Raw genomic sequence first — 23,746 nt, 5'->3', positions numbered from 1 at the left:
GACTTATTCTCCGATGATCGTCTCCAGCTGCTTTTTGGTGATTTCATACCATTGTTCAAAATTATCATCTGAGAGAAAAGCAGAAACCGCATTCTCCCTGGCCATTCCCTGTTCCATAAGCGCACTTACCTTTTCATAATCTTCTTTTGCTTTCCCACTCATGGAAGTTTGCAGGATCTCCCTGGCCTTATCTCCGCCCTTAAAAGGTTTTGAAGTGTAGAGCCGGTATCGATTGGCTGTATCCAGTCCAATAAGCAGATTTTGTGATGCCGGACTTGTTTCCCCTGACTCCTCCAAAAACGGCTTTAAGATCTCCTGGGTTCCTGATACCTTTTTCACAGGAAGATAGCCGGAGCCGATGGAAAATTTCATGTTGTTTTCCACACGCGTAAACCACTTTAGAAATACAGTTGCTGCATATTCCCTTTTTTCTTCGGAACGAAATACCATCATACCAGCTCCCTGGGAAACGGCGGAAGGAATCGTTCCCTCGAAATTAGGCAGAGAATAGAGCTTACCTTTGATGGAATAGCTGGTCCCATCGTCTAGAGTAACAGACGTAGGAAAATAAGAAATCCCACTGGTTGCTCCCACATACGCCGCCAGTTTTCCAGTCTTAACATCGTCGCTCCTGAATTTGCCATAGGAACCAAAATATCCATTGACATAAGGAACGTAATAGTTATCCCATAGCTTTCTCATGGTTTCTTTATCAAAATCCAAGACAATCTTACCGTTCTCAGTCTGAAAGATTTCATGGCCAAGCTGCATACTTCCAATAATTATGTAGTTTGCAAAGGCATCTCTTCCGAAAAATGCCTTCCCATCATCCGGCGTACTTGTGAGACTGTCTGTCCACTTATAGTAGGCCTCTGCTACCCGTACAATACCTTCCCAGCTTGAGAATACAGCTTCTGTCTCTCCTGTTGCCTCTGCAAACTTTTCCCAATCGGTCTGATTTACCACAAGAATTTCCGTTGACTTTGCAATGGGGAATACCTTTATGGCATCGCTCCCATCTATTTTCCCTTCTTCCATATAGGCGTTTACGTATTCTGAGATTTCTTCCGGTGTCAGATATGGGCTTAAGTCAGCCGCAAGCCCCATCTGGTCGATCTCATATACCTTATCCCCATAGGCTGAAAATACATCAGGCAATGGATCAGAACCAATTTTCTTATCTATGCTTTCATTGATCAGATTGCTTAATTCGTCTATGCTTCCTTTATTAAATGCTTTTACAATAATCCCCTGCTTTCGGCCCTCATTTTCATTGAAGGAACGAATCAGCTTATCAAATTCTTCTTTCTGTACGCCATTATAGTAATGCCATACGGTAATGGTGATGGGATTTTCTTCGGAAAGCCCGTAGGGGTCCCTTTTTTCACAGCCCGTCAAAAGGCTTAAGAAGACAGCCATCATAATAGGCAGCAGCCATGTTTTTCTCATACTTTGACCCACCCTGTCACATAGGAATCTGATCGTACTGGATTGCCTCCTTGATTCTTCCTGCCTCTTCTTCACTTGATAAATATTTTAATAGCTCAATCCCTAAGTCAAGGGCATAGCCAAGTCCTCTTGCTGTTGTAATGGTTCCGTCTGTAACCACACCCTGGCTGGTATGTCTGGCGCCTGTCAGCTCGCTTTCAAATCCCGGGAAGCAGGTCGCCCTTTTCCCTTCTAAAAGGCCAAGCTTTCCTAATACACTGGGAGCTGCACAAATTGCAGCGATTCTTACATTCTTCTCATACGCTTGTTTCAGCAGCTCTAAAAGACCTTCATGGGCTCCTAAATTTTGGGTTCCCGGCATTCCTCCCGGAAGAAACAGTAAATCAGCATCAGAGAACTCTGCTTCTGAAAACTCTAAATCTGCCTGAAGCTTTACCTTATGAGAGGTAATAACATCCCTGGTCCCCATGACAGATACCAGCTTTACATCCTGTCCTCCGCGAATCAATACATCCGTAACTGCCAGTAACTCAACTTCTTCTGAACCATCTGCCAAAAATGCATACACTTTACCCATAGCAATCCACTCCTTTTACTCTTCAAATTTATTGACTGTTGTAATTTTTATATAGTCTACCATATACTTTGTTTCTGCCTCTTCGCCGCTTATCATCTGAATCAGGGTATCCGCTGCCAATTTTGCCTGGCCCTCATGATCATTTAATACAGTTCCTTCGATATCACCTGCTTTTATCGCCTGGACTGTCTCCAAAAGCGCGTCCACTCCTACCAGATAAATATCTTTTCCCGGTTGATAGCCCGCTTCTTTAGCTGCTTCCATGGCACCCATTGCAATGGCATCGTTTCCGCAGAACATCACCTCTATCTGTTTCCCATATTGTGAAAAAGCCTCCTGCGCCTGCTTCTTTCCAGTCTCCATGCTCCAGTCCCCGTTTGCTGTATAGAGGGTTTCTGTCTTTACGCCCCCTTTTACAAGAGCCTTAATGGCATATTCCGAACGGTAATCGCTGTCTTCATTGCCAGGCTCTCCCTTTAACAGAACGCAGGATACCACTCCATCTTTATTGATATCTCCTTTTTGAGGAGTTTCTAATATAATCTCGCCCTGATAAGTCCCAGCCTGCCTGGAATCGGTTCCTACACTGGATATTGCCATCTGGCTGCTTTTCCACCTTTGCTGCTCCGTCTCGTTTGGTACCCGGTTAATAAATACCAACGGAATCTTTGCCTGACTTGCCGCATCTGCCAGCTTCCCTGCCACAGAGGTGTTGACTGGATTTACAATGATTCCCTGGCAGCCATCTGCAATAAACTGGCTCACCTGCTGGTTCTGGATATCCTGATTGCCGCCTGCATTGCGCATAATCACCTCTGCACGATACGTCTCTTCCAGATACTGCTTTAACTCTGCACGATACAGCTTCATGAAGGTGTCATCATAACGATATATACTCACACCAATCTTAGGTCCTTTTTCTTCCAGAACCTGGCCACTCTCTGTTTCTTTCGCCTGGGTCTCGTTCACTTCTTTTTGTTTTTTGGAAAAAGTGCAGCCATGAAGCAGGAAAATGGTTCCTGCGATGAAAAAGGCTGTCAATATCCCTTTTTTTGACCACTTCATCTCTTTCTTTCTCCTGGATTTTACTGTATTTCTCATATTACCACGTTTTTCTTGATTTTGCCACATACTTCTATTTTTTATCCAATTGTGCTATACTAACACCATTCGGCATAAAACAAGCATTAGGAGGCCTTTTATGGAAATAGAACGAAAATATTTAATCTCCGCTCTCCCGGAGGGAGCTACTGACCATCCGTATCATCTCATTGAGCAGGGATACCTTTCCACAGAGCCAGTGGTCCGTGTAAGAAGAGAGGATGACAGCTATTATCTTACCTATAAATCAAAAGGGCTTTTAGAGAGAGAGGAATATAACCTTCCTCTGACTAAGGATTCCTATGATCATTTAATTCTGAAGGCAGATGGGCATATCCTTACAAAAAAAAGATACTTAATTCCAATAGAGGATTCTGATTCTCTGACGATTGAGCTGGATATCTTTGAGGGACGGTTTGAAGGGCTCATGCTTGCAGAAGTAGAGTTTGAGAGCCGGGAGGCGGCGGAAGCCTTTGCTGCACCGGAATGGTTCGGCGAAGATGTAACGTTTTCCGGCGAGTATCAAAACAGCCGTTTAAGCAGGCTGGCATAAAGAAACCGAAGCGAAGGCAGAATAAATTAATATTCTACACCTTCGCTTCGGTTCTTTTTCTGACTATGCAGACGAAAGTCTTCCTGTCATTTATATTATTTCTTAGCGATATATTTTCTGATATCAAGAGCAATTGCTACTACGATAACAATACCCTGCGCAATGTACTGGTAGTTGGTATCCACTCCAAGGTATTGGAGACATGTCTTTAAAATCTCAAATACCAATACACCAATGAGAACACCGGATACTTTACCAATACCACCGTTAACGGAAACACCACCGATGGTACAGGCGGCGATTGCCTCCAGCTCCCAGCCCATACCCATGTTTACAGAGGAACCGCCTGATTTGGCGCCTACAAGAAATCCTCCCAGTGCATAAAGAACGGCTGCTGTTACATAGATAATGATCTTGGTCTTATTGGTATTTACACCGGAAACCTCTGCTGCCTGCTCGTTTCCACCGATGGCATACATATATTTTCCGTGAGGAGTCTTGTTATAAACAAACCAGATAATGAGACCAATTGCCAGAGCGATTAAAAATAAATAAGGAATCACACCAAAAAGTCTTCCTTTTGCCACCTCGGTATAAGCCGGGCGGTAGCCTCCGATTGGTGTTGCATTGGTATACACAAGACATGCTCCGTATACAATTAACTGCATACCCAAAGTTCCGATAAAGGCCGGTACCTTAAGGTATGAAATAACAAGGCCATTGATCAGTCCGAAAATGGCACAGACAGCGATACAGATTAAAAGCACTGCAAAGACCCACCAGATCCCAAAATCAGGAAGATTAGGGAAGAATTTTCCGCTGTATCCTGGCTTCTGGAGCAGAGTACCTGCAAGACAGGCAGAAAGTCCTACAATACGTCCTGCGGAAAGATCTGTACCTCTGGTGATCAGACAGCCTGAGATACCGCAGGCAATGATGAATCGAGGTGCAACATTCAGTGCAATATTTTTCAAGTTATCTGGTGATGCAAAAGCTGGCTGCTTGATTGCCGTAAATATGGCCAGCAGGATGAGGACAACGATGATTCCATTATTAATAAGGAAATCCTTCATATTAACCTTCTTAGCTGTCATGACTTAACCTCCTGAGTGGAACTTTCTCCTATTTTATCGTTTAGATCAAATTTAGTGGCAAACGCCATAATCTTCTCCTGAGTTGCCTCCTCATCTTCTACTTCTCCTGTTATACGTCCGTTGCACATAACAATGATTCGGTTTGACATGCCAATGAGTTCAGGCATTTCAGAGGATATCATAATAATGGATTTTCCCTGCTTCACTAAATCCACCATAATTTGATAAATTTCAAACTTAGCGCCTATGTCAATTCCTCTGGTCGGTTCATCCATGATAAGAATATCCGGATTATTGGCCAGCCATCTTGCTATAATTACCTTTTGCTGGTTTCCTCCTGAAAGGGATTGAATCTGCGTTCTGTCATTAGGCGTTTTTATACTCAGCCTGGAAATGCTGTCTTTTACTACCGTTCCGACCTTTTTACTGTTAATGACACCTGCTTTTGTATAATTCCGGTAAGAGGAGATTGCCGTATTGTCAGAAATACTCAGGCATCCGAAGATTCCGTTTCCCCTTCGGTCTTCGGTTATCATCCCAACGGAATTATTAATCGCATCCTGCGGGTGCTTGATTGACACTTTTTCCCCAAGGATTTCAATATCTCCGGAAGCGATGTTTCGCATCCCAAAGATGGCTTCCATAAGCTCGGTCCTCTGAGCTCCAACCAGACCTCCAAAGCCTAATATCTCCCCACGTCTTAACTCAAAGGAGCAATCCTGAAAGGAACGCTTGTGAATGCTTGACAAATGGCTTACCTTTAATAACACTTCATCCGTTCTGTAATCATCCTTTGGCGGATAAACATTACCAAGTTCACGTCCTACCATCTGTTTTACAATATCTTCATCTGTAATGTCCTTAACTTCCCAGGAGCCTACGTAAGTGCCATCCCGCATGATGGTAATATCATCAGCGATCTGTCTGATTTCTGCCATCTTATGGCTGATATATATCATAGAAACTCCCCTGGATTTTAAGTCTCTTATAATCCGAAAGAGGGCTTCTACTTCGTTATCAGTCAGAGAAGAAGTCGGCTCATCCAGAATTACCAGCTTCGCATTCTGGCTTACCGCTTTTGCAATCTCTACTGACTGCATTTGTCCGATTGAAAGAGTTCCCAGCTTTGCTTTGGGATTAAACTCCATTTTAACATCCTTAAGCCATTTTTCTGCTTCTGCATTCATAATTTTATGATCCACAATCTTTAATGGACCAAATTTTATGAGAGGATATCTTCCCAGATACATGTTCTCTGCAATGGAACGCGCCGGAACCGGCTGCAGCTCCTGATGTACCATGGCGAGCCCTTTGTGCAATGCATCATCAGGGTTTGCAATATCCACTTTGTTGCCGTCGATGAAGACTTCACCTTCATCCATGTTATAGATGCCAAAAAGGCATTTCATAAGGGTTGATTTGCCTGCTCCGTTCTCCCCCATCAAGGCGTGAACGGTACCGGGACGTACTTTTAAGTTAATCTTATCAAGTGCCTTGACTCCGGGAAAGGATTTACTGACTCCAACCATTTCCAGTCTATACTGCTCTGCCATCCCGTTTCTCCTTTCATTACATTATTATTGCCCATGTTCTTTGGGCATCCAGGTATACCCGTAGGGTGCTTCATTATCTTTAAAAATCGGGTGTGCCTTACCGACACACCCGCTATTCAGCTTTTTTAATTATTTTAATTTATCTAAGATATCCTGAGCATTTCCTTTGGTAACCTTGATATAGTCAACCATGTTTACGTTTTCAACTGCTTCCCCTTTTAAGAACTTAACAGCCATATCACTTGCTGTCTTAGCCTGTGAGAAGTGATCGTTGAATACGGTACCGGTCTGCTTGCCGTCGATTACGTTCTGTACTGCTTCTGTTAACGCATCAACACCAACTAAATAGATATCTTTATCTACTGTGCGGCCTGCTGCCTCGATTGCCTGTAAAGCACCAAGTGCCATAGCATCGTTGTTGCAGAAGATAACTTCGATCTGATCGCCGTACTGTGTTAAGGCATCCTGAGCAATCTGCTGTGCTTTTGCCTGATCCCAGTCACCACGCTGCTTTAAGAGTTCTTTTACTTTCATACCAGACTCTGTAAGAGCTTTCACAGAAAACTCGGTTCTATACTGTGCATCAACGTTCTCTGGGTCACCCTGAATCATAATATAGTTAATAACGCCATCGCCGTTGATATCACCTTTGTTGGAGGTTTCAAGAATTTCTTCTCCCTGATAGGTACCAGACTGTCTTGCGTCACATCCTACGTAGGTTGCATTGATTTTCTCATCTTTCCATCTCTGCTCTTCTTCTGTATCAGGCTCACGGTTAATGAATACAACCGGAATTCCTGCTTCTTTACACATGTTGGTGATTTCCGGAGCGGAGGAAGCCTGAACAAGGTTTAAGATCAGTACATCATACTTCTGTGTGATGAAGTTCTGAATCTGATTGGTCTGCTCTGCCTGATCACCCTTACCATCCTGAATAACTACATTCTCCTTTTTAAAGCCAAGGTCCTCTGTCAGATAACGCTGAAGCTCTGTTCTGTAAAGAGTCATAAAGTTGTCGTCAAACTTGTAGATAGAAATACCCACTTTCTTATCTGCTAAGTCTCCGCCTACTGCGTCCTTTACTGCCTTTGCAGTGGTTTCAGCCGCGCTTCCATCCTCTTTTTTGGTCTCAGCTGCAGTGGTAGCCTCTGATGCTGCCGTAGTTCCTTTGCCTCCTGAACCGCATCCTGCCATGGATAATACCATTGCTGATGCAAGGCCAACTGCTAATACTTTTTTAAGTAATCTCATGAAAAATCCTCCCTTTACATTATAAAATGAGCGTATCGATGTAAGCACTTTGCTTTATCAACACGCTCATTATATAGTTTTTTTGTGCACTTTTCCATAAGATATTATTGGGTCATATATCGAATTTTTTAGATTATCTATATTTTTATAGAATATTTTTATATTTTTGTAACTCACAGACAAAGCACAGTTCTTTATTGCTGGTAAACCGCCCTCTGACTGCAGTCATAATATTTGCCATCACGAAGAGCTACTTTATCCTGTACATTATCTCCTAAGGATTCTGCTGCTGCAATTTCAAATATGACCTTTGCATATTCCTCGCCATCACACTGAACGGTTCCGAATATTTTACCGGTACGAAGCCCTTCTATGCCCTGGGGAGTGCCGTCAATCCCTACGATCTTAATTGGTTTTTTAATGTTATTTCTCTCCAGGGCATCTGATGCTCCAAGAGCCATATCATCATTGTTACAAATCACTACCTCAATCTGGTCCGGATATTCGGAGAGCCACTGTTCCATCCAGGCGGAGGCCTGACTTCTGTCCCAATTGGCTATGGCACCAGTGATTTTCTCTAAGGGCACTCCCCCATTTTTCAGAGTCTGTATGGACCATTCTGTACGAATCAGCGCATCCTGATGACTGCTCTCTCCTTCTAAAAGAACGTAGCTTACTTTCCCGTCTCCATTTAAATCAAGAGAAGCCGGATCTTTTTTATATGCCTCCACCAGTATATTTCCCTGCAAAACAGCAGTTTCCTTTGCATTCACTCCCACATAGTAAAGCTTCTCCCACCGCCTCATATCCTCTTCTACCGGCTCTCTGTTAAAAAATACTACAGGCAGCTTGGCGTCCATTGTCTTATTTATAATGTTAGACGCCATGGAGCGGTCTACCACATTAACGCAGATGGCATTATATCCAAGGGAAATAAAGCGGTCTACCTGGCTGTTTTGCGTATTTTGGTTTCCCTTGGCATCTACGACTTCCATAACTACCTTAACTCCGGTCCTTTTTTCGTATTCCTTTGCCTGGCCCTCTAAATTGGAACGCAGCATATTGATAAATGAGTCATCCCCCCGGTAAAGTGCTACACCAATGCGAATGGCTTTTTTATCGTCTGCTTCTCCCGCTTTAAAATTCTTATAAGAAACCCCTGCCAAAATCAAAAGTATTACGAATGCTGCTGCTATGATCCCATGAATTTTTCTCATATTCCTTCCCCCATTTAATCAATCGGATATAAGATTTTTTCCAACTTGCTTTCTCGCAGATTGGATTTGTTAATATAATAGGATTCCAAAATAATCTGGTCTCTTTCCTGTCTTTTGTGCAGCGCATCCACTGCCTTCTCAATGCTGGTATAGCCTGCATCAAACTGATTGTTTGCCATAAGCCCTTTTATGACTCCATTATCCAGCTGCTTTAATAGTTTTGTGGTACTGCCTACTCCATAAAGTCCTGCAATATAATTGCCATATACCGGACTTCCGGCGATGATGGTTGCTGCTTCATCAAGGCTTTCCACGTCAATGGCTGCGATAATAGCCTCTTTGCTGTCTGGATATACGGTTCCTTCTATGACCTTTCGAAAGGTTTCGATCTCCTTCTTTTCATACAGACCAACAGAAAATCCAGAGGCCTTAAGAACGGCAGTCAGTCCGTCGTACACTTCTCTGTTATATCCATAATCAAGTCCTTGCGTAAAAATCCACACCGGGAGAGACGTAGAATGTTCTGATGCAATGGCTTGTCCAAGCTTTTTTCCCTCATCTTCATAATTAAGAGAAACGCTGCTGCGGACAAGTTCATTGGGGAACAGATTTCCAAGTACAACAACCGGGCTGTTAAGAACCATGTTATCCAGGGCCTTAGCACACGCTTCTGGTTTGGCTGGTGCCAAGATGACTGCCGCCGCACCGTCATCCATCTCTCTTTTTAACAGCTCCATCTGCTGAATGTCATCTCCTTTTTCAAAAAGTGTGATAAAGCTGACATCCACATTATATTCTTCTGCCGCCTTATCCACGCCCTTTCTGAAATTCGCATAATATTCGTCGCTGGTGTCACTGATAATTATGGAAACTGGATAAATATCTGTTTTCTTTTCTTTAATGATCAGATCCGTGGAGGACAAAAGAAACAGGACAACAAGCAGTAATGCCATGAAACTCCATAGTAATTTTTCCTGTTTTGTCATACTCTTTTTTCCTTTTCTGAAACAGAACCATAAGAAACGGCAGGCAGGTGAATGGTAATGGTGGTTCCTTCGTCTGGCTCAGAGCTGATAATAAGGCCATACGCTTCCCCAAAATAAAGCTTAATCCGTTCATTCACATTCTTTACGCCGATTCCTGAGCCCTTTTTAGAGGTACTGTGAGACTGTCCGGTAAATAAGCTTTCGACTTGCTCCTCTGTCATTCCCAGTCCATTGTCCTTTACGATAAAATAAAGCTCTTCTCCCCGGCAAAAAACCTCTAAATAGATCTCTCCCTCTCCATCCATAAACTCCATGCCATGATAAATGGCATTTTCCACAAGAGGCTGCAGCATGAGTTTTAAACTGGTCAGCTCCAGACATTCTTCCTCTACATGGATTTCATAGGAGAATTTATTTTTAAACCGCATGTGCTGAATCATCAAATAATTCCTTACGTGCTCAAGCTCGTCCCGGACGGTAATAATGCTTTTTCCTTTGCTTAAGCTGATACGGAAGAATCTGGCCAGGGCGGTTACCGCTTTCACCGCTTCATTTTTTTGTTCATTTTCGATCATCCATACTATGATGTCAAGGGTATTGTATAAGAAATGAGGATTGATCTGAGATTGGAGAGTGTCAAATTCCTGTTTACGTTTGGCTTCATGCTCGGAAACAATGTCATCCATAAGGACGCGGATCTGCTTTGCCATGTTTTTAATGGAATTTCCTAAATGCTGGATTTCATAAGAACCTCCAATTAAAACAGGGGTGTCTAAATTTCCTTCTTCCAGCATTCCTACGGATTTTTCAAGCTCTTTGATCGGATTCGTGATACGTGATGAGATGTAAGAGTTTATTACGGCAAGTACCGATAAAATTAAGGTGATTAAAAAGACAATGAAAAGTCTTGTTTTAATGGAATTTAAGGATACCACATTTTTGGGAGTCACTCCGATGACCTTCCAGCCTGTATAGCCAATTGATTTGACCGTTATGATTCTCTCTTTCCCCTCCAGCTCCTCTCTGTGGTTTCCATCCTTATAGGTAGCAGCCGCCAGATTGCTTTCTTTCAAACGGCCGGAGTCAATAAGCTGCATGTTGGGGTGATAAAGAATCTGACCGTCGCTGCTTATGAGATAGACGTAGCCGTCCTTTCCAGTGGTTACCCCGTCAAAAAGATGCTCCAGACTGGAGTAGCTTAAGTCCACAAGCAGTACCCCCTGGGTGGTGGAGGTTCCTTCCGTAAGCTCCACGGCTCTTGAAAGGGAAATCACCCATCGGTACTGATTTTCATTGCTGTCAAAAATGTACTGGACATGGGGATAGGAGAAATGCTGGTTCTCAGTTTTATCCAGCGCATTGATGAACCAGTGCTCTTCTGTGACCTTCAGGCCATTTTTAAGCCTTGCCGCAGGAACCGCCTCCACCATGGAACCTGTCTGGGTAAAAAGGGCAATATTATCCACATTGTCCTTGTTATTGTCATATAGCAGGGTGATTTCATTATTGATGGATTCGGAAGAAATGTCTGCATTTTTAACGGCACCATAATAAAGGGAATCTGACAGCTTCATGACCGTTCGCAGATAAGATTCCACAGACCTTGCCACCTGATTGATCAGGCTCTGATTCTCAGCCATTACCTTTTCCGTTACCTGGCCGGTGAGACGCTGGTATAGGGAAAAGGTGATTAAAAGGCTGGCAGCCAGTGCTGTCACGGTAAAATATACAAATATGGTATAGCGAATGCTGTTATTCTTTTTTTCCATTACCTGGCTCCGCGATATCTGGTGGGTGATACACCGAATTTTTTCTTAAACACATAGCTGAAATAATTCTGTTCCTGGTATCCTACCTTAGAAGCAATGATGTAGGTCTTATCATCGGTTTTGTTTAAAAGCTCCACCGCCTTATTAAGCCTTACCTCCGTAAGGTAAGCGATATAAGCCTGTCCGGTCTCCTTTTTAAATACAGTGGAAAAGTACGCCGGACTCATATGAAGATGGCGGCAGATCATCTCAACCGACAAATCCGGATTCTGGTAGTTATCCAGGATATACTGTTTTGCCTCCTGAATGACCTGTCTGGTGGTCATATCACGTTCCTGATTGATGAGATGATTTAATTTGCCTGCAATCCTTAGAAGCCACTGACCAAATTCCTCTATCTTTTTCAGCTTGTCAAACAGGACCATGGACTCCAGCTCCTCCCCCATAATATCCTCAAGAGCCAGATCATACTGCTGCATCATCTGAATGATGCTGTTAAAGATGCCAATCATGTAGATCTGCTGCTGACGAAAATGGACCTTGGCAGTTTTCATCTTCTCCATAATATTCTTCACAGAAGATTCAATCTTTTCTTCCGGTCCGAATTTAATAGCAGAGATCAGTTCTCCTTCTGTTAAGCTGTCAAATTCCAGTTTTCCGGAGCCCACAGGCTCCATATCATTGATATATATGGTACTGCCGTTCCCTGCGATGGCCTTGTAGCCAAGGGCATCTACCGCAGACTGGTATGCCTTTGGAATTCCCGAGATATCTTCACAGCTATGGCCAATGCCAATGGTGACAGGAACCTTTAAGATACGTTTCGTTTCTTTGCAGATATCCCCAAGAACATCGGTAAGCCCTGTGATGGAATTGTCCTCATCAAGGGCGGTAATGACCACCATGTCTGCTTCTGAGGCAGACTGAAACAGGGCGAACCGGCAGTATCCCTCCAGCTTCTCTCTTACAATCTGCATGACAGATATGGGAATCAGCTCTTCCTCGCTATGAAGTGATAGGGACTCCACAACATCTCCTTCTTCTACATCAATGGCTGCCAGCATCCATTTTCTCGCTCCCAGAATGGGGATATCATATTCCCTTAGCTTCTGTTCCGCCAAGTCTTTTTTTAGATTTTTATGGATCAGCTCATTAAAAAACTGCTCCCGAATAATAGGAAGGCTTTTCCGGTATTTCTCCCTTAAACGGCTTAGATTTCGTTTTTCTTCAATCTCAAGATCCAGATTTTCTTTAATCCGTTTTAAAATGGAGGTTAGCTCCTCCACATTGACCGGTTTTAAAATATACTCGGATACATTCAGCTTGATGGCCCTTTGGGCATATTCAAAATCATCATACCCGGAAAAAATCACCACCTTCATGGAAGGGTAACGCTGTCTGACCTTTTCTGCCAGTTGAAGCCCATCCATGTAAGGCATACGGATGTCAGTCAAAACCACATCCGGCTCCAGCATCTCTATTTTTTCCATGGCATCTTCCCCATTTTCCGCATCCCCAACCACGTGGAATCCAGCGGCCTGCCATTCAATTTTCTTTATAATGCTTTTGCGTACCTCTTCTTCATCGTCCACTAAAATAATGCTGTATAAATCCATACTGTCCTACCCCTCATAAGAAACATCCTGATTATTTTACCTGATATAACAAGGCGTTCACGATGGCTGCTGCCACATTGCTTCCACCCTTTCTTCCTCTGGCCACAATATAGGGGATTCCCTCAAGAGAGAGGATCATCTCTTTTGACTGCACTACATTGACGAATCCTACAGGAACTCCTATGATCAGTCTTGGACGGATCTTACCTTCTTTTATCAGTTCATGAAGCCGTACCAGGGCTGTTGGTGCATTTCCAATGGCGAAAATACATTCCCCAGGAAGCTTGGAGGCCTTGTCCATGCTTGCGCAGGCTCTGGTGGTATTGTGCTCCTTTGCATATTCTGCCACATCCTCATCTGCCATAAAACAGTCTACGGTGCAGTTAAGTCTTTTTAAAGCTGCCTTATTAATTCCAGCTTTCCCCATATTGGTATCCGTAATAATAGAAACGCCTTCTTTTATCGCTTTTAACGCAAGTTCCACGGCATGAGGGGAAAAAATCAGATTATCCGCATACTCAAAATCGGCTGAGGTGTGGATCACTCGTTTGATTACCAGCTCATTTTCAGGATCCAGCTTTTTCTCGCCCAGCTCTTTAGTAATAATCTCAAAGCTTCTCTTTTCAATTTCTTCCGGCAGCACTCGCTCTAATTCGTATTGTTTCATTGATTCCTCCGTTGTTGTCATTTGTTCTTGGTTAACCCCATGATACGGTAGATTGCTTCCATATCAAGGCTTTCTCTCAGCATATCTGCCAGACGTTCATATTGCTTTTCCTTATAATCCTGATAGGAGATCCCCTGAACATTACCAGAGATTCCTTTCATCTTCATAAGCCCTTCAACCACAGCTTCTCCGATGCCTTCTTTATCAAAGATGCCATGGATATAGGTTCCGTATACATTCCCCCGCTGACATCCGTCCATCTTTGCCAAATGGGAGCCGGACTGGCTTTCCATTACATAGGATAGAGGCGGCACTGCACGCACCGTTTCTCCCATATGTATCTCATAACCTTCTAAACTTCTGCCGGACATCCCTGCCAGTATCCCATCTACACTTGCAAAGGCTCCCGTCACTCTGGTTCTGGTTTTTTCTTTTTCAAATACGGTCCTTACTGGTAAAAGTCCCATTCCCCTTATCTGCTGGGCAGCAGATGCTGTCTCCACTCCATGAGGGTCTGAAAGGCTTTCCCCAAGCATCTGGAACCCACCACAGATTCCAAACACCGGAATGCCCTCTGCTTCCAGCTTAAGGATAGCGGCTTCCAACCCATTTTGCCGCATCCAGAGAAGATCTTCCATGGTATTTTTACTTCCCGGCAGGATTACCATGTCAGGACTTCCAAGGTCCTTTTCCCGTTCCACATACCGAAGCTGTACCTCAGGCATAATGGAAAATACCTGAAAATCTGTAAAATTGGATATTCTGGGAAACCGGATCACTGCGATTTCGGCTTTTGTGTGCTCCGTCCGCTCGGTTCCTTCCAAATGGGTCCCAAGGCTGTCTTCATCTTCGATATCCACCTTCATGTAAGGCACTACACCTGCCACCGGTATATGAAGCTTATCTTCAATCATCTCAAGTCCTGGATCCAGAATGGTTTTATCGCCACGGAACTTGTTGACCACCAGCCCGGCGATTCGCGCCCTTTCTTCTGGTTCTAAGAGCATAACAGTTCCATAAAGCTGGGCAAATACACCTCCCCGGTCAATGTCTCCTACCAAAAGGACAGGAGAATCCGCCATCTTAGCCATTCCCATATTTACGATATCATCCTGCTTTAAATTAATCTCAGCCGGGCTTCCTGCACCTTCTATCACAATAATATCATACTCATCGGAAAGCTTTTTAAAGGCTTTTTGAACCTGGGGAACCAGTTCTTTCTTGTATGCAAAATACTCTTTTGCCGGCATATTCCCTATGGAGATTCCATTTACAATCACCTGGGAGCCTACGTCATTGGTGGGTTTTAGAAGGATGGGATTCATGGATGCATCCGGCTTTACTCCCGCTGCCTCTGCCTGAACCACCTGGGCACGCCCCATTTCCAGGCCATCTTCCGTGATATAGGAATTCAGAGCCATGTTCTGGGATTTAAAGGGCGCGACCCGGAAGCCATCCTGTTTAAAGATACGGCATAAACCTGCAACAATCAGGCTTTTTCCTGCATTTGACATGGTTCCCTGTATCATAATCGTTTTTGCCATCCTCTTATTCCCCTTTTTCCAGTATGGTTTTTAATATAGTTAGAAATTCTTCATTCTCTGCTCTTTGTTTGATGCAGATACGGTAATACGTCCCGTCAAGTCCTCTATAGTTTCCACAGGACCGAATAAGAACCTGTTTTGACAGCATCTGATGATATAAAAGCTTATCCTGTACCAATGCTTCTGGCCTTTCATCTTTGAAGAAAATATAGTTTGCCATAGAATCAAATACATGAAATCCCAGGGAGGACAGCTGGCCTTTCATAAAATCCCGTTCTTTCCTCATCAGTTTTCTTGTATTCTCTACATACTCTGTTTCAGATAATGCCGCTTCCCCGGCCGCCTGAGCCAAAGAAGATATACTCCAGGGCTGCCGCAGGCTGTGAATCTGCTCCAGAATCTTACCATCATTGCAAATCCCATACCCAAGGCGAATTCCTGCCATGGCATAAATCTTTGTAAATGCCTTAAGAAGGAATACATGATTCCATTCCAGACAGCTCATGGAATCCAGGATGGAGTAGCGTTTCGGCTCCTCCAGGAATTCATTAAAGCATTCATCCACGACACAAAATATGCGGTTTGTCCTGCAAAACTCAAGAAACGCTTCCATACGCTCTCTTGTAATGGCAAAGCCAGTGGGATTGTTTGGATTGCATAGAAATATCATCTGAAACCGGATGTTACTTTCCTGAATCCAGGATATTAAATTTTCCACATTCAGTAAAAATCCCTCTTCTGCCTTTAGATCGTAATAGGATATATGGCAGGAAACCGCCCTGAGGGCCTGCTCATATTCCAGAAAAGAGGGAGCAATCAAAAGAGCCTCCTTAGGCTTTCGAGTAAATACCACCTGAAAGATCAGGTCTGCAGCGCCATTCCCGCACACAATCGTATTTTCAGAAACTCCATGAAACTTAGAAAGCTTGTTTCTAAGGGAAGCTGACTGGCTGTCCGGGTAACGGTCACAATCTGCCACTGCCCCGCAGATTGCCTCTGCTACGCCCTTTGGAACTCCCAAAGGATTAATATTTGCTGAATAATCTATTTTAACATGATTGGTGTAAATGTCTCCGCCGTGCTGATATTCCATGGTTTTCTCCTGTATACAATAAACAATTATAGGGTGATAAAAAAGAGTATGATGACCGGGACCAGGGCGAGGAGGTATGTAACGGTCATAAGGTCATTGGCCCTTCTGATATCTTCATATTCCACTGGCCTTACGGAATCTCCAATGGTCGGCTTTTCATACAGCTTCCCAAAATACCAGGCGTTGCCTGCAAGCTGAATCTGCAGGACCCCCGCGCATACGGATTCTGTCTGGGCGGAGTTGGGACTTTTGTGATTGAAACGGTCTCTTTTAAAAATTTCAATCCCTTTGCTTCCATTATAGGGATTGTCAGCTTTCTTTCTTCTGGAAAGGAACTGGCACACATAGCCTGCTCCTATCATGAGTCCGGCTGATATCCTTGCCGGTATAAAATTGCAGACATCATCAAGCTTTGCCGCCGTCCGGCCAAACCACAGATAACGGTCATTCTTATAGCCAACCATGGAATCCATGGTATTGACTGCTTTATAAAGGCAGATTCCCACCCCTCCAAAGAAAATCATGGAGAGTAAGGGAGCAATCACACCGTCAGATGCATTTTCCGCTACGGTTTCAATGGCCGCTTTTGCAATTCCCTCTTCGGACAGGGATTTGGTATCTCTTCCTACAATCATGGAAACTGCCGTCCTGGCTTCTTCCACATCTCCTGCTTCAAACGCCTTTAAGACCTTCATGCTTTCAGACCGAAGAGAGCGCCAGGCCATCATCTGATAGCAGATGATACTTTCTGCCACATAACCGATGCAGGGAGAGAAGGAGTAAGCCGCAAGCAGGATACCTCCGGATAGCCCTCCTGTCACCAACAGGACAAGAGCCACCAGAAAACGTCCTGCCATTCGCTCTCCTTTCTCCCCTTTTGGAAACCATTTTCTTAACGCCTTCTCAAGCCTTGCAATCAAATTACCAATGCCGCAGACCGGGTGCCACAGCCACCTTGGATCACCCAATAAGAAGTCCAGAAAACATCCGGTAAGCACTGCTAATAAATGTAGTTGAATCATACGTTTCTTCCTTATTATCTCTATTTAATCCTGGTGGCAATGCCGCAAACCAGGCGGTATACTTCATCGGATGATTTTGCGATACGGACTGAGGCTCTTCCTGTTTCTTCTCTCCATGCCCTGTCCTCCGGGTCCATTGGAACTATGCCACAGCCAAGTTCATTGGATATGATGATCGCATCCGGATTGTTTCTTTCTATGGTGGAAATAAAATCCTCCACACTGTCATCTGTTTTTAAAATCCGCTTTATGTATTCATGAAAATCGTGGATGATAGAGCTGCTTTCCGCATATTTTAAGGAATCTGTCTTTCCTTCTGAGACGTTAACCATGATTCCCCGTTTCTCAGCCAGCTCCCTGGCAAAATCAAGTTTACCCTGCCACGCTCCTCCAATAATCAGTATCATTGTCCTTCCTTTCTGTTTCTCTGCTACACCAGATGTGACACCACTGCCAGCCCCGCTACCAGAGCAAGTTCACATATCTGCAGGAAATATCCGGCCAAATCCCCGGTAATACCGCCAAATTCCCGTTTTGCCATAGTGTAATAATACCAGTACACCAAGGAGGCAATCAAAAATACAATTGCCGCAGCAAGAATACCACTAAAATACCAGATGCCAACCTCTCCTATGAGAAGATAAAGAATCATCACAATTCCAACCGTTCTTTTATGAGCAGCACCGGAAAACGAAGCAGCCAGTCCGCTTTTTTTTGCCATTGGGAACGTAACCACTGCTAATCCGCTCAAGGCTCTTGTGAGAATAAATATCATTCCAAATGCAGGAAGCATATTGGGTCTCAGCTCTCCAAATACAGCCGCATATAAAAGCAGGTAAACGCCGCATCCTATGATGGCAAATGCTCCCGTATGGGGATCCTTTAAAATTTCCAGTTTCCTTTCTGTCTCCATATGAGAGGACCTTGCATCTATCACATCTAAAAGTCCATCCATGTGAATTCCCCCTGTAATAAGAATCGGGAGAATCACAGGAAATAATTTGCCAAAATAAGAAAAACCAAACCGATTACAGGCCCAATAAACCAATAGCTGTAATACTCCAATCACCGCTCCAATGAGAGGAAAAAAGCACATGGCATATTTCATCCGTTCCCTGGTCCATTCCACCTGAGGCATGGGGATCCGGGAATACATGGAAAATGCGATTACAAAGCTTCCCATTAAATTTATCATTATTTTTATACCTGCCTCTGCCATAGCCTGTCTAAATTACAAACGATGAAATTACTTTTCCATTTTTAGACATAAAATATCATACCACACAATCAGGAAATTGTCATTTGTATTCCAGATACCTGTGGTGATTTTAATTGAGATTTCACCCCCATAGAGTGATTTATTTTATAGCATCAATATAGTAACAATAAAAGACAAAGCAGTATCTTCGGTTACAGATACTGGCCTTGTCTTTTATTTATACTGTGATTCTATTATGGTATCAAATGTTCCAAATCCGGAAGTACCATGAGACTTCTCTTTAAAATCCCTTTCATAAATGCAATGGCTGTTCCATAATTGGTAAATGCCACACCGGCATCTGCCGCGCATTTTCTGCGGTACTCCATCTCTCTTTCATTCAGCATACAGCCTCCGCAGTGGATAATCAGGCGGTAGGAAGAAATATCATCGGGGAATTCTCTGCCGGATGTGGTTTCTATTACAAGCTCCTTTCCCGTAGACTCCTTCAGCCAGCGGGGCAGCTTTACCGTGCCGATGTCATCGCACTGCCGGTGGTGGGTACAGCCTTCAGAAATAAGAACCTTATCCCCATCCTTTAACTCTGGAATTACGGAAACGCCTTTCACCGCATCAGCCAGAAAGCCCTTGTATCTGGCCATGAGAATGGAAAAAGAGATAAGTAAAATATCTTCCGGCGTATCCTTATTTACCTGTTCAAACGCCTGGCTGTCGGTAATCACAAGAGCAGGCTTTGTCCCTAGCCGATGAAGAGTATCCTTAAGTTCCGTGTCACGAACGGAAATGGCTACGGCCCCTGCTTCCAGAATATCCCTTATGGTCTGCTGCTGCGGCAGTATGAGACGTCCTTTGGGTGCTGCCGTGTCAATTGGGATTACGAGAACAATCAGATCCAGAGGCTTTAATAAATCTCCGACAATCTTCATCTTGGCATCCCCGGTATTTACAAGGGCTCCGATTCTCTCCTTTAATTCATGGATAAACAGCCCTTCGGTTGCACTGACAGCCAAACCGTCTGAATACTCCTGACTGCCTGTCTGGTCACATTTATTATAAGCGACTACATAAGGTATTTTTTTTTCTTGAAACAGGCCGATGAGTTCTTCATCCATCTCAGTCTTACCAAGGGTGCCGTCAACCACTAAAACAGCACAGTCTGCCCGGTTAAGTATCTGCTTTGTCTTTCTGACTCTCATTTCCCCCAAGGCTCCCTCATCATCAAAACCTGGGGTATCTATGATGACTACCGGACCCATGGGAAGAAGCTCCATGGACTTGTAAACAGGATCGGTGGTGGTGCCTTTTACATCAGATACTACGGACAGTTCCTGTCCTGTCACTGCATTGACTACGCTGGATTTGCCTGCATTGCGGCGGCCGAAAAAGCCGATGTGTACCCGTTCAGATGACGGTGTCTCGTTAAGTCCCATGCTTTCACCTCATTATTCGTATGTGCTACTACTAGAAACGGAAATCCCTGATGCCTTCTTCTATCTTCTTTAAATGATCTTCACAAATCAGCCGTACCTTTTCTTTGGGAATACGGTCTAATTCGGCTTCAATCAGCGCCTGTCCCACTTGATGGGTCTCTTCTGAGGCGTAATCCATTAAATATTCCTTTAAAGTCATAAGTGCATTGGGCTGGCAGCAATTATGAATCTGGCCGCTCTTTAACAGCTTCATAAAACGGTCTCCGGTCCTTCCCTCCCGGTAGCAGGCAGTACAAAAGGAAGGAATATATCCCATATCCATGAGCCAGCGAACCACCTCATCAAGGGAACGCTGATCCGATACATCAAACTGCTCGGTATCTGTAGGACGTTCCTCTTCCTGATATCCGCCGACGCTTGTTCTGGAACCACCGCTCACCTGAGACACGCCAAGACGAAGCACTTTTTCCCTTACCGCCTGACTTTCTCTGGTAGAAATGATCATTCCTGTATAAGGCACAGAAACCCGGATCAGAGCACATAATTTGGCAAATATCTCATCATCAATTCCATTGGCAAATGCTGACGGGTCAATATCATCCGCAGCCTTAATACGGGGAACACTGATGGTATGAGGACCTACCCCTTTTGCTGCCTCTAAATGCTCCGCATGCATCAAAAGACCTGCAAATTCATATTTATAACGTTCCAGACCAAAAAGCACGCCTAAGCCCACATCATCAATCCCCCCATCCATGGCACGGTCCATGGCCTCGGTATGGTAGGCATAATCATGCTTTGGACCTGTTGGGTGAAGCTCTTCGTAGCTCTCTTTATGATATGTTTCCTGAAAAAGAATGTAGGTTCCGATTCCTGCATCCTTTAGCTTACGGTAATTCTCCACTGTGGTTGCCGCTATATTGACATTGACCCTTCGTATCTCGCCGTTCTTATGCTTGATGGAGTAAATGGTATCAATACATTCTAATATATACTCGATGGGATTGTTTACCGGGTCCTCGCCGGCCTCTATAGCAAGGCGCTTGTGCCCCATATCCTGAAGTGCAATCACTTCTTTCCTTACCTCTTCCTGAGTCAGTTTCTTTCTTGCTATGTGTTTGTTCTTTAAATGGTAAGGACAATAAGTACAGCCGTTTACACAGTAATTGGACAGATACAATGGAGCGAACATAACGATACGGTTTCCGTAAAAGTCTTTTTTAATCTGCTCCGCCAGATCATAAAGCTCTTTAATCTTCTCCGGGATATCACAGGCCAGAAGCACAGAAGCCTCCCGGTGTGTCAGTCCCTTTAAGCTGCGTGCCTTTTCAATAATCTGGTCGATCAGCTCTACATTGTCTTTGTTTCTTTCCGCATAATCAAGTGTTTCAAGAATTTCTTCGTGTGAAATGAATTCTTCCGCCTTCAGCGATTTAGGATCATACATAAATGTTACTTCCTTTCTTTAGGGTCAGCTTTTTGCTTCTCCGTCAGTGGTATATTACTTCATAAGACCTTGGTCTTTTGAAATTATTTCCGGCTTTTTATCAACCGCTTACTCCCTGGTAAGCTGTCTTGGAGCTGATTCCTTTCAGCTTCCCGATCTTTCCCGTCAGCGCAGAAATGGCGGTCTGCGGTCCGTCAACCGCTATGCTTATGATGCAGACTCCTTTTTGAGGATATGGGATTCCCATGCGCCCAATGATAATATTGCGGTAGTCATGAAGGATATCATTAAGCAGCTCTACAGACTCCTCTTCCTCCACCACGATTCCGATAACAGCAATTCTAGTTTCCATGTCTGTTCCTCCATCTTCATCACACCTGATACGGTTCTTTTAACATGCAAAAAACCGCACCAAAAAGGTGCGGCAAACATAACATTCCCCAAATGCCGAACCTTCTACCTCAAACAACGTTTTTGGTGTCAGGATACTGCTATGTTAAGATAATATCATACTTGAGGATTTTTTTCAATTAATTCCTTTTACGATTATCGGGATTCCTGCTGTCACTTCTATCACGCGATCTGAAATACGGGCAATCTCCTGATTGATTCTTGCCAGGGCCTCCCGGTATTCATTGGTCTGAATGCTATAGCTGTCTCCGTCGGAAAAGACTTCATTGGTCACTATGGTAAGATTACCTGTCTGAAGGTGGATACGGCTGATGCCTTCTAAAATTTCCGTCACTGCCTCATGGGGCGTCAGTAAGACTTCCCCCTGTTCCAAAAGGCCAAAAAGCTCGTTGGATACCAGATTTGACATGCATTCCAGAAGGACCTCCAAAACCGCCTCCTGTTGTGAGAAATGGACTTCTTTTAAATCCCGGTAGCATTCCACCGTCTCGAATCCTTTTTCAGCCCTCATGAGTCGGTGCCTCTGAATCCGCTTTTCACATTCCTCATCCCAGGGCTTCATGGTAGCGATATAGATACACCTTCCCTTGGACCGGCTGGTAATCATGTTTTCTGCATATTCTGATTTTCCGCTTCCGCTTCCTCCGATGATCAGGGTTATCATCATTTACCTCCCAAAGGCTTATACTCTTCAATCTTTATATCTTCAAAGGAGCTCATCTTCTCATAAATATCAGCCGCCATAGTAAGGAGGGGAATGGCAGCCACGGCTCCGCTTCCTTCTCCAAGGCAAAGACCTGCCTGAATGAGAGGAGTCAGCTTAAGCTCATCAAGGAGCAGCTTTCCTGCTGGTTCTGCCGAAACATGGGACGCTAGCATAAAATCACGGCAGCCAGGATGGATCTTTTCCGCAGCCAGAGCGGCTGCTCCTGAAATAAATCCATCCAAAAGAATGGGGATCCGGTAAATGGCACCTCCCAGAAAAACTCCCGTAAGGCCAGCCAGATCAAACCCACCTACCTTGGAAAGAACATCGATCCCGTCCTTGCAGGAAGGCCCGTAGGTTCTTACGGCTTCCTCAATGACCCTACGCTTCCGGTCCAGTCCCTCATCGCTTAACCCCGCACCTCTGCCTGTCAATAGGCCAGGCTCCATACTTAACAGCATGGAGGTTACCGCACTGCTGGTGGTGGTGTTTCCAATTCCCATCTCTCCCGTGGCAATCAGACGGTAGCCTCTCTCTGCCAGAACTTTTACAAGTTCCATACCGGTTTCAATTGCTTTTATGGTCTCCTGCCTTGTCATTGCAGGCTCCTTGCAGAAGTTTTTCGTTCCATAAGCCAGTTTTTTACGTATGAGGGGGTAACGGTCCCCGGATTCTAAATCTCTGGAAACACCTATATCGACAGGAAATACGTCCACTTCTGCCCGCTCTGCCATAATACAGACGCTGCTGTTCCCATGGGTCATATTTTCAGTTACAACCGCAGTTACTTCCTGCCCAGTCTGTGTAACCCCTTCTTCCACAATTCCATTATCCCCACACATAATGATCAGTGCTTTTTTATCCATATGGACTCTGGGATTTTGGCTGATTCCTGCTATTTTAATGATGTCCTCTTCCAGGGCCCCAAGGCTGTAGAGCGGTTTTGCAACCCGGCTCCATCGAATTTTGGACATCTCCATGGCTTCTTCATCCAGTGGAGCGATTTTAAGTAAAGATTCCTTTAATTCCTCTGTCATATCA

Annotated in this window: 22 protein-coding genes; 1 reads left to right on the top strand and 21 read right to left on the bottom strand. The window is 44.2% G+C overall.

Annotated features, from left to right (window positions below; all coding sequences use genetic code 11):
• Window positions 1-3 precede the first annotated feature (3 nt).
• Genes OW255_RS09060 through OW255_RS09050 form a run of 3 tightly spaced genes read right to left on the bottom strand, consistent with a single transcriptional unit; the run spans window position 4 to window position 3,091 of the window.
• Window positions 4-1,449, bottom strand: a complete 1,446-nt coding sequence (locus OW255_RS09060; RefSeq protein ID WP_268116395.1) for an extracellular solute-binding protein — start codon at window positions 1,447-1,449, stop codon at window positions 4-6.
• A 16-nt stretch (window positions 1,450-1,465) separates the two neighbouring features.
• Window positions 1,466-2,026, bottom strand: a complete 561-nt coding sequence (locus OW255_RS09055) for a DJ-1 family glyoxalase III (RefSeq protein WP_268116394.1) — start codon at window positions 2,024-2,026, stop codon at window positions 1,466-1,468.
• Window positions 2,027-2,041: 15 nt separating this feature from the next.
• Window positions 2,042-3,091 (bottom strand): substrate-binding domain-containing protein, encoded by a 1,050-nt coding sequence (locus OW255_RS09050; RefSeq protein ID WP_268116393.1) that lies wholly within the window; start codon window positions 3,089-3,091, stop codon window positions 2,042-2,044.
• Between the two features lie 136 nt (window positions 3,092-3,227).
• On the opposite strand from OW255_RS09050, the gene OW255_RS09045 reads away from it, so the two are divergent.
• Window positions 3,228-3,680: a CYTH domain-containing protein gene (locus OW255_RS09045; RefSeq protein WP_024836238.1), complete on the top strand. Its 453-nt coding sequence runs from the start codon at window positions 3,228-3,230 to the stop codon at window positions 3,678-3,680.
• Window positions 3,681-3,775: 95 nt separating this feature from the next.
• Here OW255_RS09045 and OW255_RS09040 read toward each other — a convergent pair whose 3' ends face one another.
• The 18 genes from OW255_RS09040 to cobT form a co-directional block, all read right to left on the bottom strand.
• Complete coding sequence (locus OW255_RS09040; RefSeq protein WP_024836239.1) at window positions 3,776-4,774, bottom strand: galactose/methyl galactoside ABC transporter permease MglC; 999 nt, start codon at window positions 4,772-4,774, stop codon at window positions 3,776-3,778.
• Complete coding sequence (locus OW255_RS09035; protein WP_268116392.1) at window positions 4,771-6,327, bottom strand: sugar ABC transporter ATP-binding protein; 1,557 nt, start codon at window positions 6,325-6,327, stop codon at window positions 4,771-4,773. Before OW255_RS09035 ends, OW255_RS09040 begins: the two co-directional genes overlap by 4 nt.
• 129 nt (window positions 6,328-6,456) lie before the next feature.
• Window positions 6,457-7,578 carry a galactose ABC transporter substrate-binding protein gene (locus tag OW255_RS09030; RefSeq protein WP_024836241.1) on the bottom strand — a complete coding sequence of 374 codons (1,122 nt, stop codon included), beginning with the start codon at window positions 7,576-7,578 and terminating at the stop codon, window positions 6,457-6,459.
• Between the two features lie 194 nt (window positions 7,579-7,772).
• Complete coding sequence (locus tag OW255_RS09025; RefSeq protein ID WP_268116391.1) at window positions 7,773-8,795, bottom strand: galactose ABC transporter substrate-binding protein; 1,023 nt, start codon at window positions 8,793-8,795, stop codon at window positions 7,773-7,775.
• A 14-nt stretch (window positions 8,796-8,809) separates the two neighbouring features.
• The gene (locus tag OW255_RS09020; protein WP_268116390.1) at window positions 8,810-9,781 is read right to left on the bottom strand and encodes a substrate-binding domain-containing protein; all 972 of its coding nucleotides are present in this window, start codon (window positions 9,779-9,781) and stop codon (window positions 8,810-8,812) included.
• Window positions 9,778-11,550 (bottom strand): sensor histidine kinase, encoded by a 1,773-nt coding sequence (locus OW255_RS09015; RefSeq protein ID WP_268116389.1) that lies wholly within the window; start codon window positions 11,548-11,550, stop codon window positions 9,778-9,780. Before OW255_RS09015 ends, OW255_RS09020 begins: the two co-directional genes overlap by 4 nt.
• A complete protein-coding gene (locus OW255_RS09010) occupies window positions 11,550-13,166 on the bottom strand; it encodes a response regulator (protein WP_268116388.1) in 1,617 nt (538 codons plus the stop codon). Before OW255_RS09010 ends, OW255_RS09015 begins: the two co-directional genes overlap by 1 nt.
• A 31-nt stretch (window positions 13,167-13,197) precedes the next feature.
• A complete protein-coding gene (locus OW255_RS09005; protein WP_268116387.1) occupies window positions 13,198-13,833 on the bottom strand; it encodes a precorrin-8X methylmutase in 636 nt (211 codons plus the stop codon).
• A gap of 17 nt (window positions 13,834-13,850) precedes the next feature.
• Window positions 13,851-15,377, bottom strand: coding sequence for a cobyric acid synthase (locus OW255_RS09000; RefSeq protein ID WP_268116386.1), 1,527 nt, complete (start codon window positions 15,375-15,377; stop codon window positions 13,851-13,853).
• A gap of 4 nt (window positions 15,378-15,381) precedes the next feature.
• On the bottom strand, window positions 15,382-16,470 hold the full coding sequence (locus OW255_RS08995; protein WP_268116385.1) for a pyridoxal phosphate-dependent aminotransferase: 1,089 nt from the start codon (window positions 16,468-16,470) through the stop codon (window positions 15,382-15,384).
• A gap of 26 nt (window positions 16,471-16,496) precedes the next feature.
• On the bottom strand, window positions 16,497-17,492 hold the full coding sequence (cbiB, locus tag OW255_RS08990) for an adenosylcobinamide-phosphate synthase CbiB (protein WP_268116384.1): 996 nt from the start codon (window positions 17,490-17,492) through the stop codon (window positions 16,497-16,499).
• Window positions 17,493-17,512: 20 nt separating this feature from the next.
• Window positions 17,513-17,899 carry a bifunctional adenosylcobinamide kinase/adenosylcobinamide-phosphate guanylyltransferase gene (locus OW255_RS08985; protein ID WP_268116383.1) on the bottom strand — a complete coding sequence of 129 codons (387 nt, stop codon included), beginning with the start codon at window positions 17,897-17,899 and terminating at the stop codon, window positions 17,513-17,515.
• A gap of 23 nt (window positions 17,900-17,922) precedes the next feature.
• Window positions 17,923-18,684: an adenosylcobinamide-GDP ribazoletransferase gene (locus tag OW255_RS08980; RefSeq protein WP_268116593.1), complete on the bottom strand. Its 762-nt coding sequence runs from the start codon at window positions 18,682-18,684 to the stop codon at window positions 17,923-17,925.
• 260 nt (window positions 18,685-18,944) lie between these two features.
• Window positions 18,945-20,141 (bottom strand): [FeFe] hydrogenase H-cluster maturation GTPase HydF, encoded by a 1,197-nt coding sequence (gene hydF / locus OW255_RS08975; protein WP_268116382.1) that lies wholly within the window; start codon window positions 20,139-20,141, stop codon window positions 18,945-18,947.
• 31 nt (window positions 20,142-20,172) lie between these two features.
• Window positions 20,173-21,588: a [FeFe] hydrogenase H-cluster radical SAM maturase HydG gene (hydG, locus tag OW255_RS08970; RefSeq protein WP_024836252.1), complete on the bottom strand. Its 1,416-nt coding sequence runs from the start codon at window positions 21,586-21,588 to the stop codon at window positions 20,173-20,175.
• A gap of 100 nt (window positions 21,589-21,688) precedes the next feature.
• Entirely contained in the window at window positions 21,689-21,940 is a 252-nt protein-coding gene (locus tag OW255_RS08965) for a TM1266 family iron-only hydrogenase system putative regulator (RefSeq protein WP_024836253.1), read from the bottom strand.
• A gap of 174 nt (window positions 21,941-22,114) precedes the next feature.
• Window positions 22,115-22,666: a bifunctional adenosylcobinamide kinase/adenosylcobinamide-phosphate guanylyltransferase gene (locus OW255_RS08960; protein ID WP_326498152.1), complete on the bottom strand. Its 552-nt coding sequence runs from the start codon at window positions 22,664-22,666 to the stop codon at window positions 22,115-22,117.
• Entirely contained in the window at window positions 22,663-23,742 is a 1,080-nt protein-coding gene (gene cobT / locus OW255_RS08955; RefSeq protein ID WP_024836255.1) for a nicotinate-nucleotide--dimethylbenzimidazole phosphoribosyltransferase, read from the bottom strand. Before cobT ends, OW255_RS08960 begins: the two co-directional genes overlap by 4 nt.
• Between the last annotated feature and the right edge of the window lie 4 nt (window positions 23,743-23,746).

Origin of the sequence: Lacrimispora xylanolytica (assembly GCF_026723765.1) — a bacterium.
Lineage (GTDB): Bacteria > Bacillota > Clostridia > Lachnospirales > Lachnospiraceae > Lacrimispora > Lacrimispora xylanolytica.
Note: the sequence above shows the minus strand (reverse complement) of the source record. Positions and strands in the feature narration are given on the sequence as shown.

Bases quoted from the DNA above. Each gene is read 5' to 3' on its own strand.
- cbiB (WP_268116384.1), bottom strand. From the start codon at position 17,492: ATGATTCAACTACATTTATTAGCAGTGCTTACCGGATGTTTTCTGGAC.
- OW255_RS09015 (WP_268116389.1), bottom strand. From the start codon at position 11,550: ATGGAAAAAAAGAATAACAGCATTCGCTATACCATATTTGTATATTTT.
- OW255_RS09025 (WP_268116391.1), bottom strand. From the start codon at position 8,795: ATGAGAAAAATTCATGGGATCATAGCAGCAGCATTCGTAATACTTTTG.
- OW255_RS09035 (WP_268116392.1), bottom strand. From the start codon at position 6,327: ATGGCAGAGCAGTATAGACTGGAAATGGTTGGAGTCAGTAAATCCTTT.
- cobT (WP_024836255.1), bottom strand. From the start codon at position 23,742: ATGACAGAGGAATTAAAGGAATCTTTACTTAAAATCGCTCCACTGGAT.
- hydG (WP_024836252.1), bottom strand. From the start codon at position 21,588: ATGTATGATCCTAAATCGCTGAAGGCGGAAGAATTCATTTCACACGAA.
- OW255_RS09020 (WP_268116390.1), bottom strand. From the start codon at position 9,781: ATGACAAAACAGGAAAAATTACTATGGAGTTTCATGGCATTACTGCTT.
- OW255_RS09060 (WP_268116395.1), bottom strand. From the start codon at position 1,449: ATGAGAAAAACATGGCTGCTGCCTATTATGATGGCTGTCTTCTTAAGC.
- OW255_RS09040 (WP_024836239.1), bottom strand. From the start codon at position 4,774: ATGACAGCTAAGAAGGTTAATATGAAGGATTTCCTTATTAATAATGGA.
- OW255_RS08985 (WP_268116383.1), bottom strand. From the start codon at position 17,899: ATGATACTGATTATTGGAGGAGCGTGGCAGGGTAAACTTGATTTTGCC.
- OW255_RS08965 (WP_024836253.1), bottom strand. From the start codon at position 21,940: ATGGAAACTAGAATTGCTGTTATCGGAATCGTGGTGGAGGAAGAGGAG.
- OW255_RS08960 (WP_326498152.1), bottom strand. From the start codon at position 22,666: ATGATGATAACCCTGATCATCGGAGGAAGCGGAAGCGGAAAATCAGAA.
- OW255_RS08995 (WP_268116385.1), bottom strand. From the start codon at position 16,470: ATGGAATATCAGCACGGCGGAGACATTTACACCAATCATGTTAAAATA.
- OW255_RS09010 (WP_268116388.1), bottom strand. From the start codon at position 13,166: ATGGATTTATACAGCATTATTTTAGTGGACGATGAAGAAGAGGTACGC.
- OW255_RS09050 (WP_268116393.1), bottom strand. From the start codon at position 3,091: ATGAAGTGGTCAAAAAAAGGGATATTGACAGCCTTTTTCATCGCAGGA.
- OW255_RS09005 (WP_268116387.1), bottom strand. From the start codon at position 13,833: ATGAAACAATACGAATTAGAGCGAGTGCTGCCGGAAGAAATTGAAAAG.
- OW255_RS09045 (WP_024836238.1), top strand. From the start codon at position 3,228: ATGGAAATAGAACGAAAATATTTAATCTCCGCTCTCCCGGAGGGAGCT.
- hydF (WP_268116382.1), bottom strand. From the start codon at position 20,141: ATGGGACTTAACGAGACACCGTCATCTGAACGGGTACACATCGGCTTT.
- OW255_RS09055 (WP_268116394.1), bottom strand. From the start codon at position 2,026: ATGGGTAAAGTGTATGCATTTTTGGCAGATGGTTCAGAAGAAGTTGAG.
- OW255_RS09030 (WP_024836241.1), bottom strand. From the start codon at position 7,578: ATGAGATTACTTAAAAAAGTATTAGCAGTTGGCCTTGCATCAGCAATG.
- OW255_RS09000 (WP_268116386.1), bottom strand. From the start codon at position 15,377: ATGGCAAAAACGATTATGATACAGGGAACCATGTCAAATGCAGGAAAA.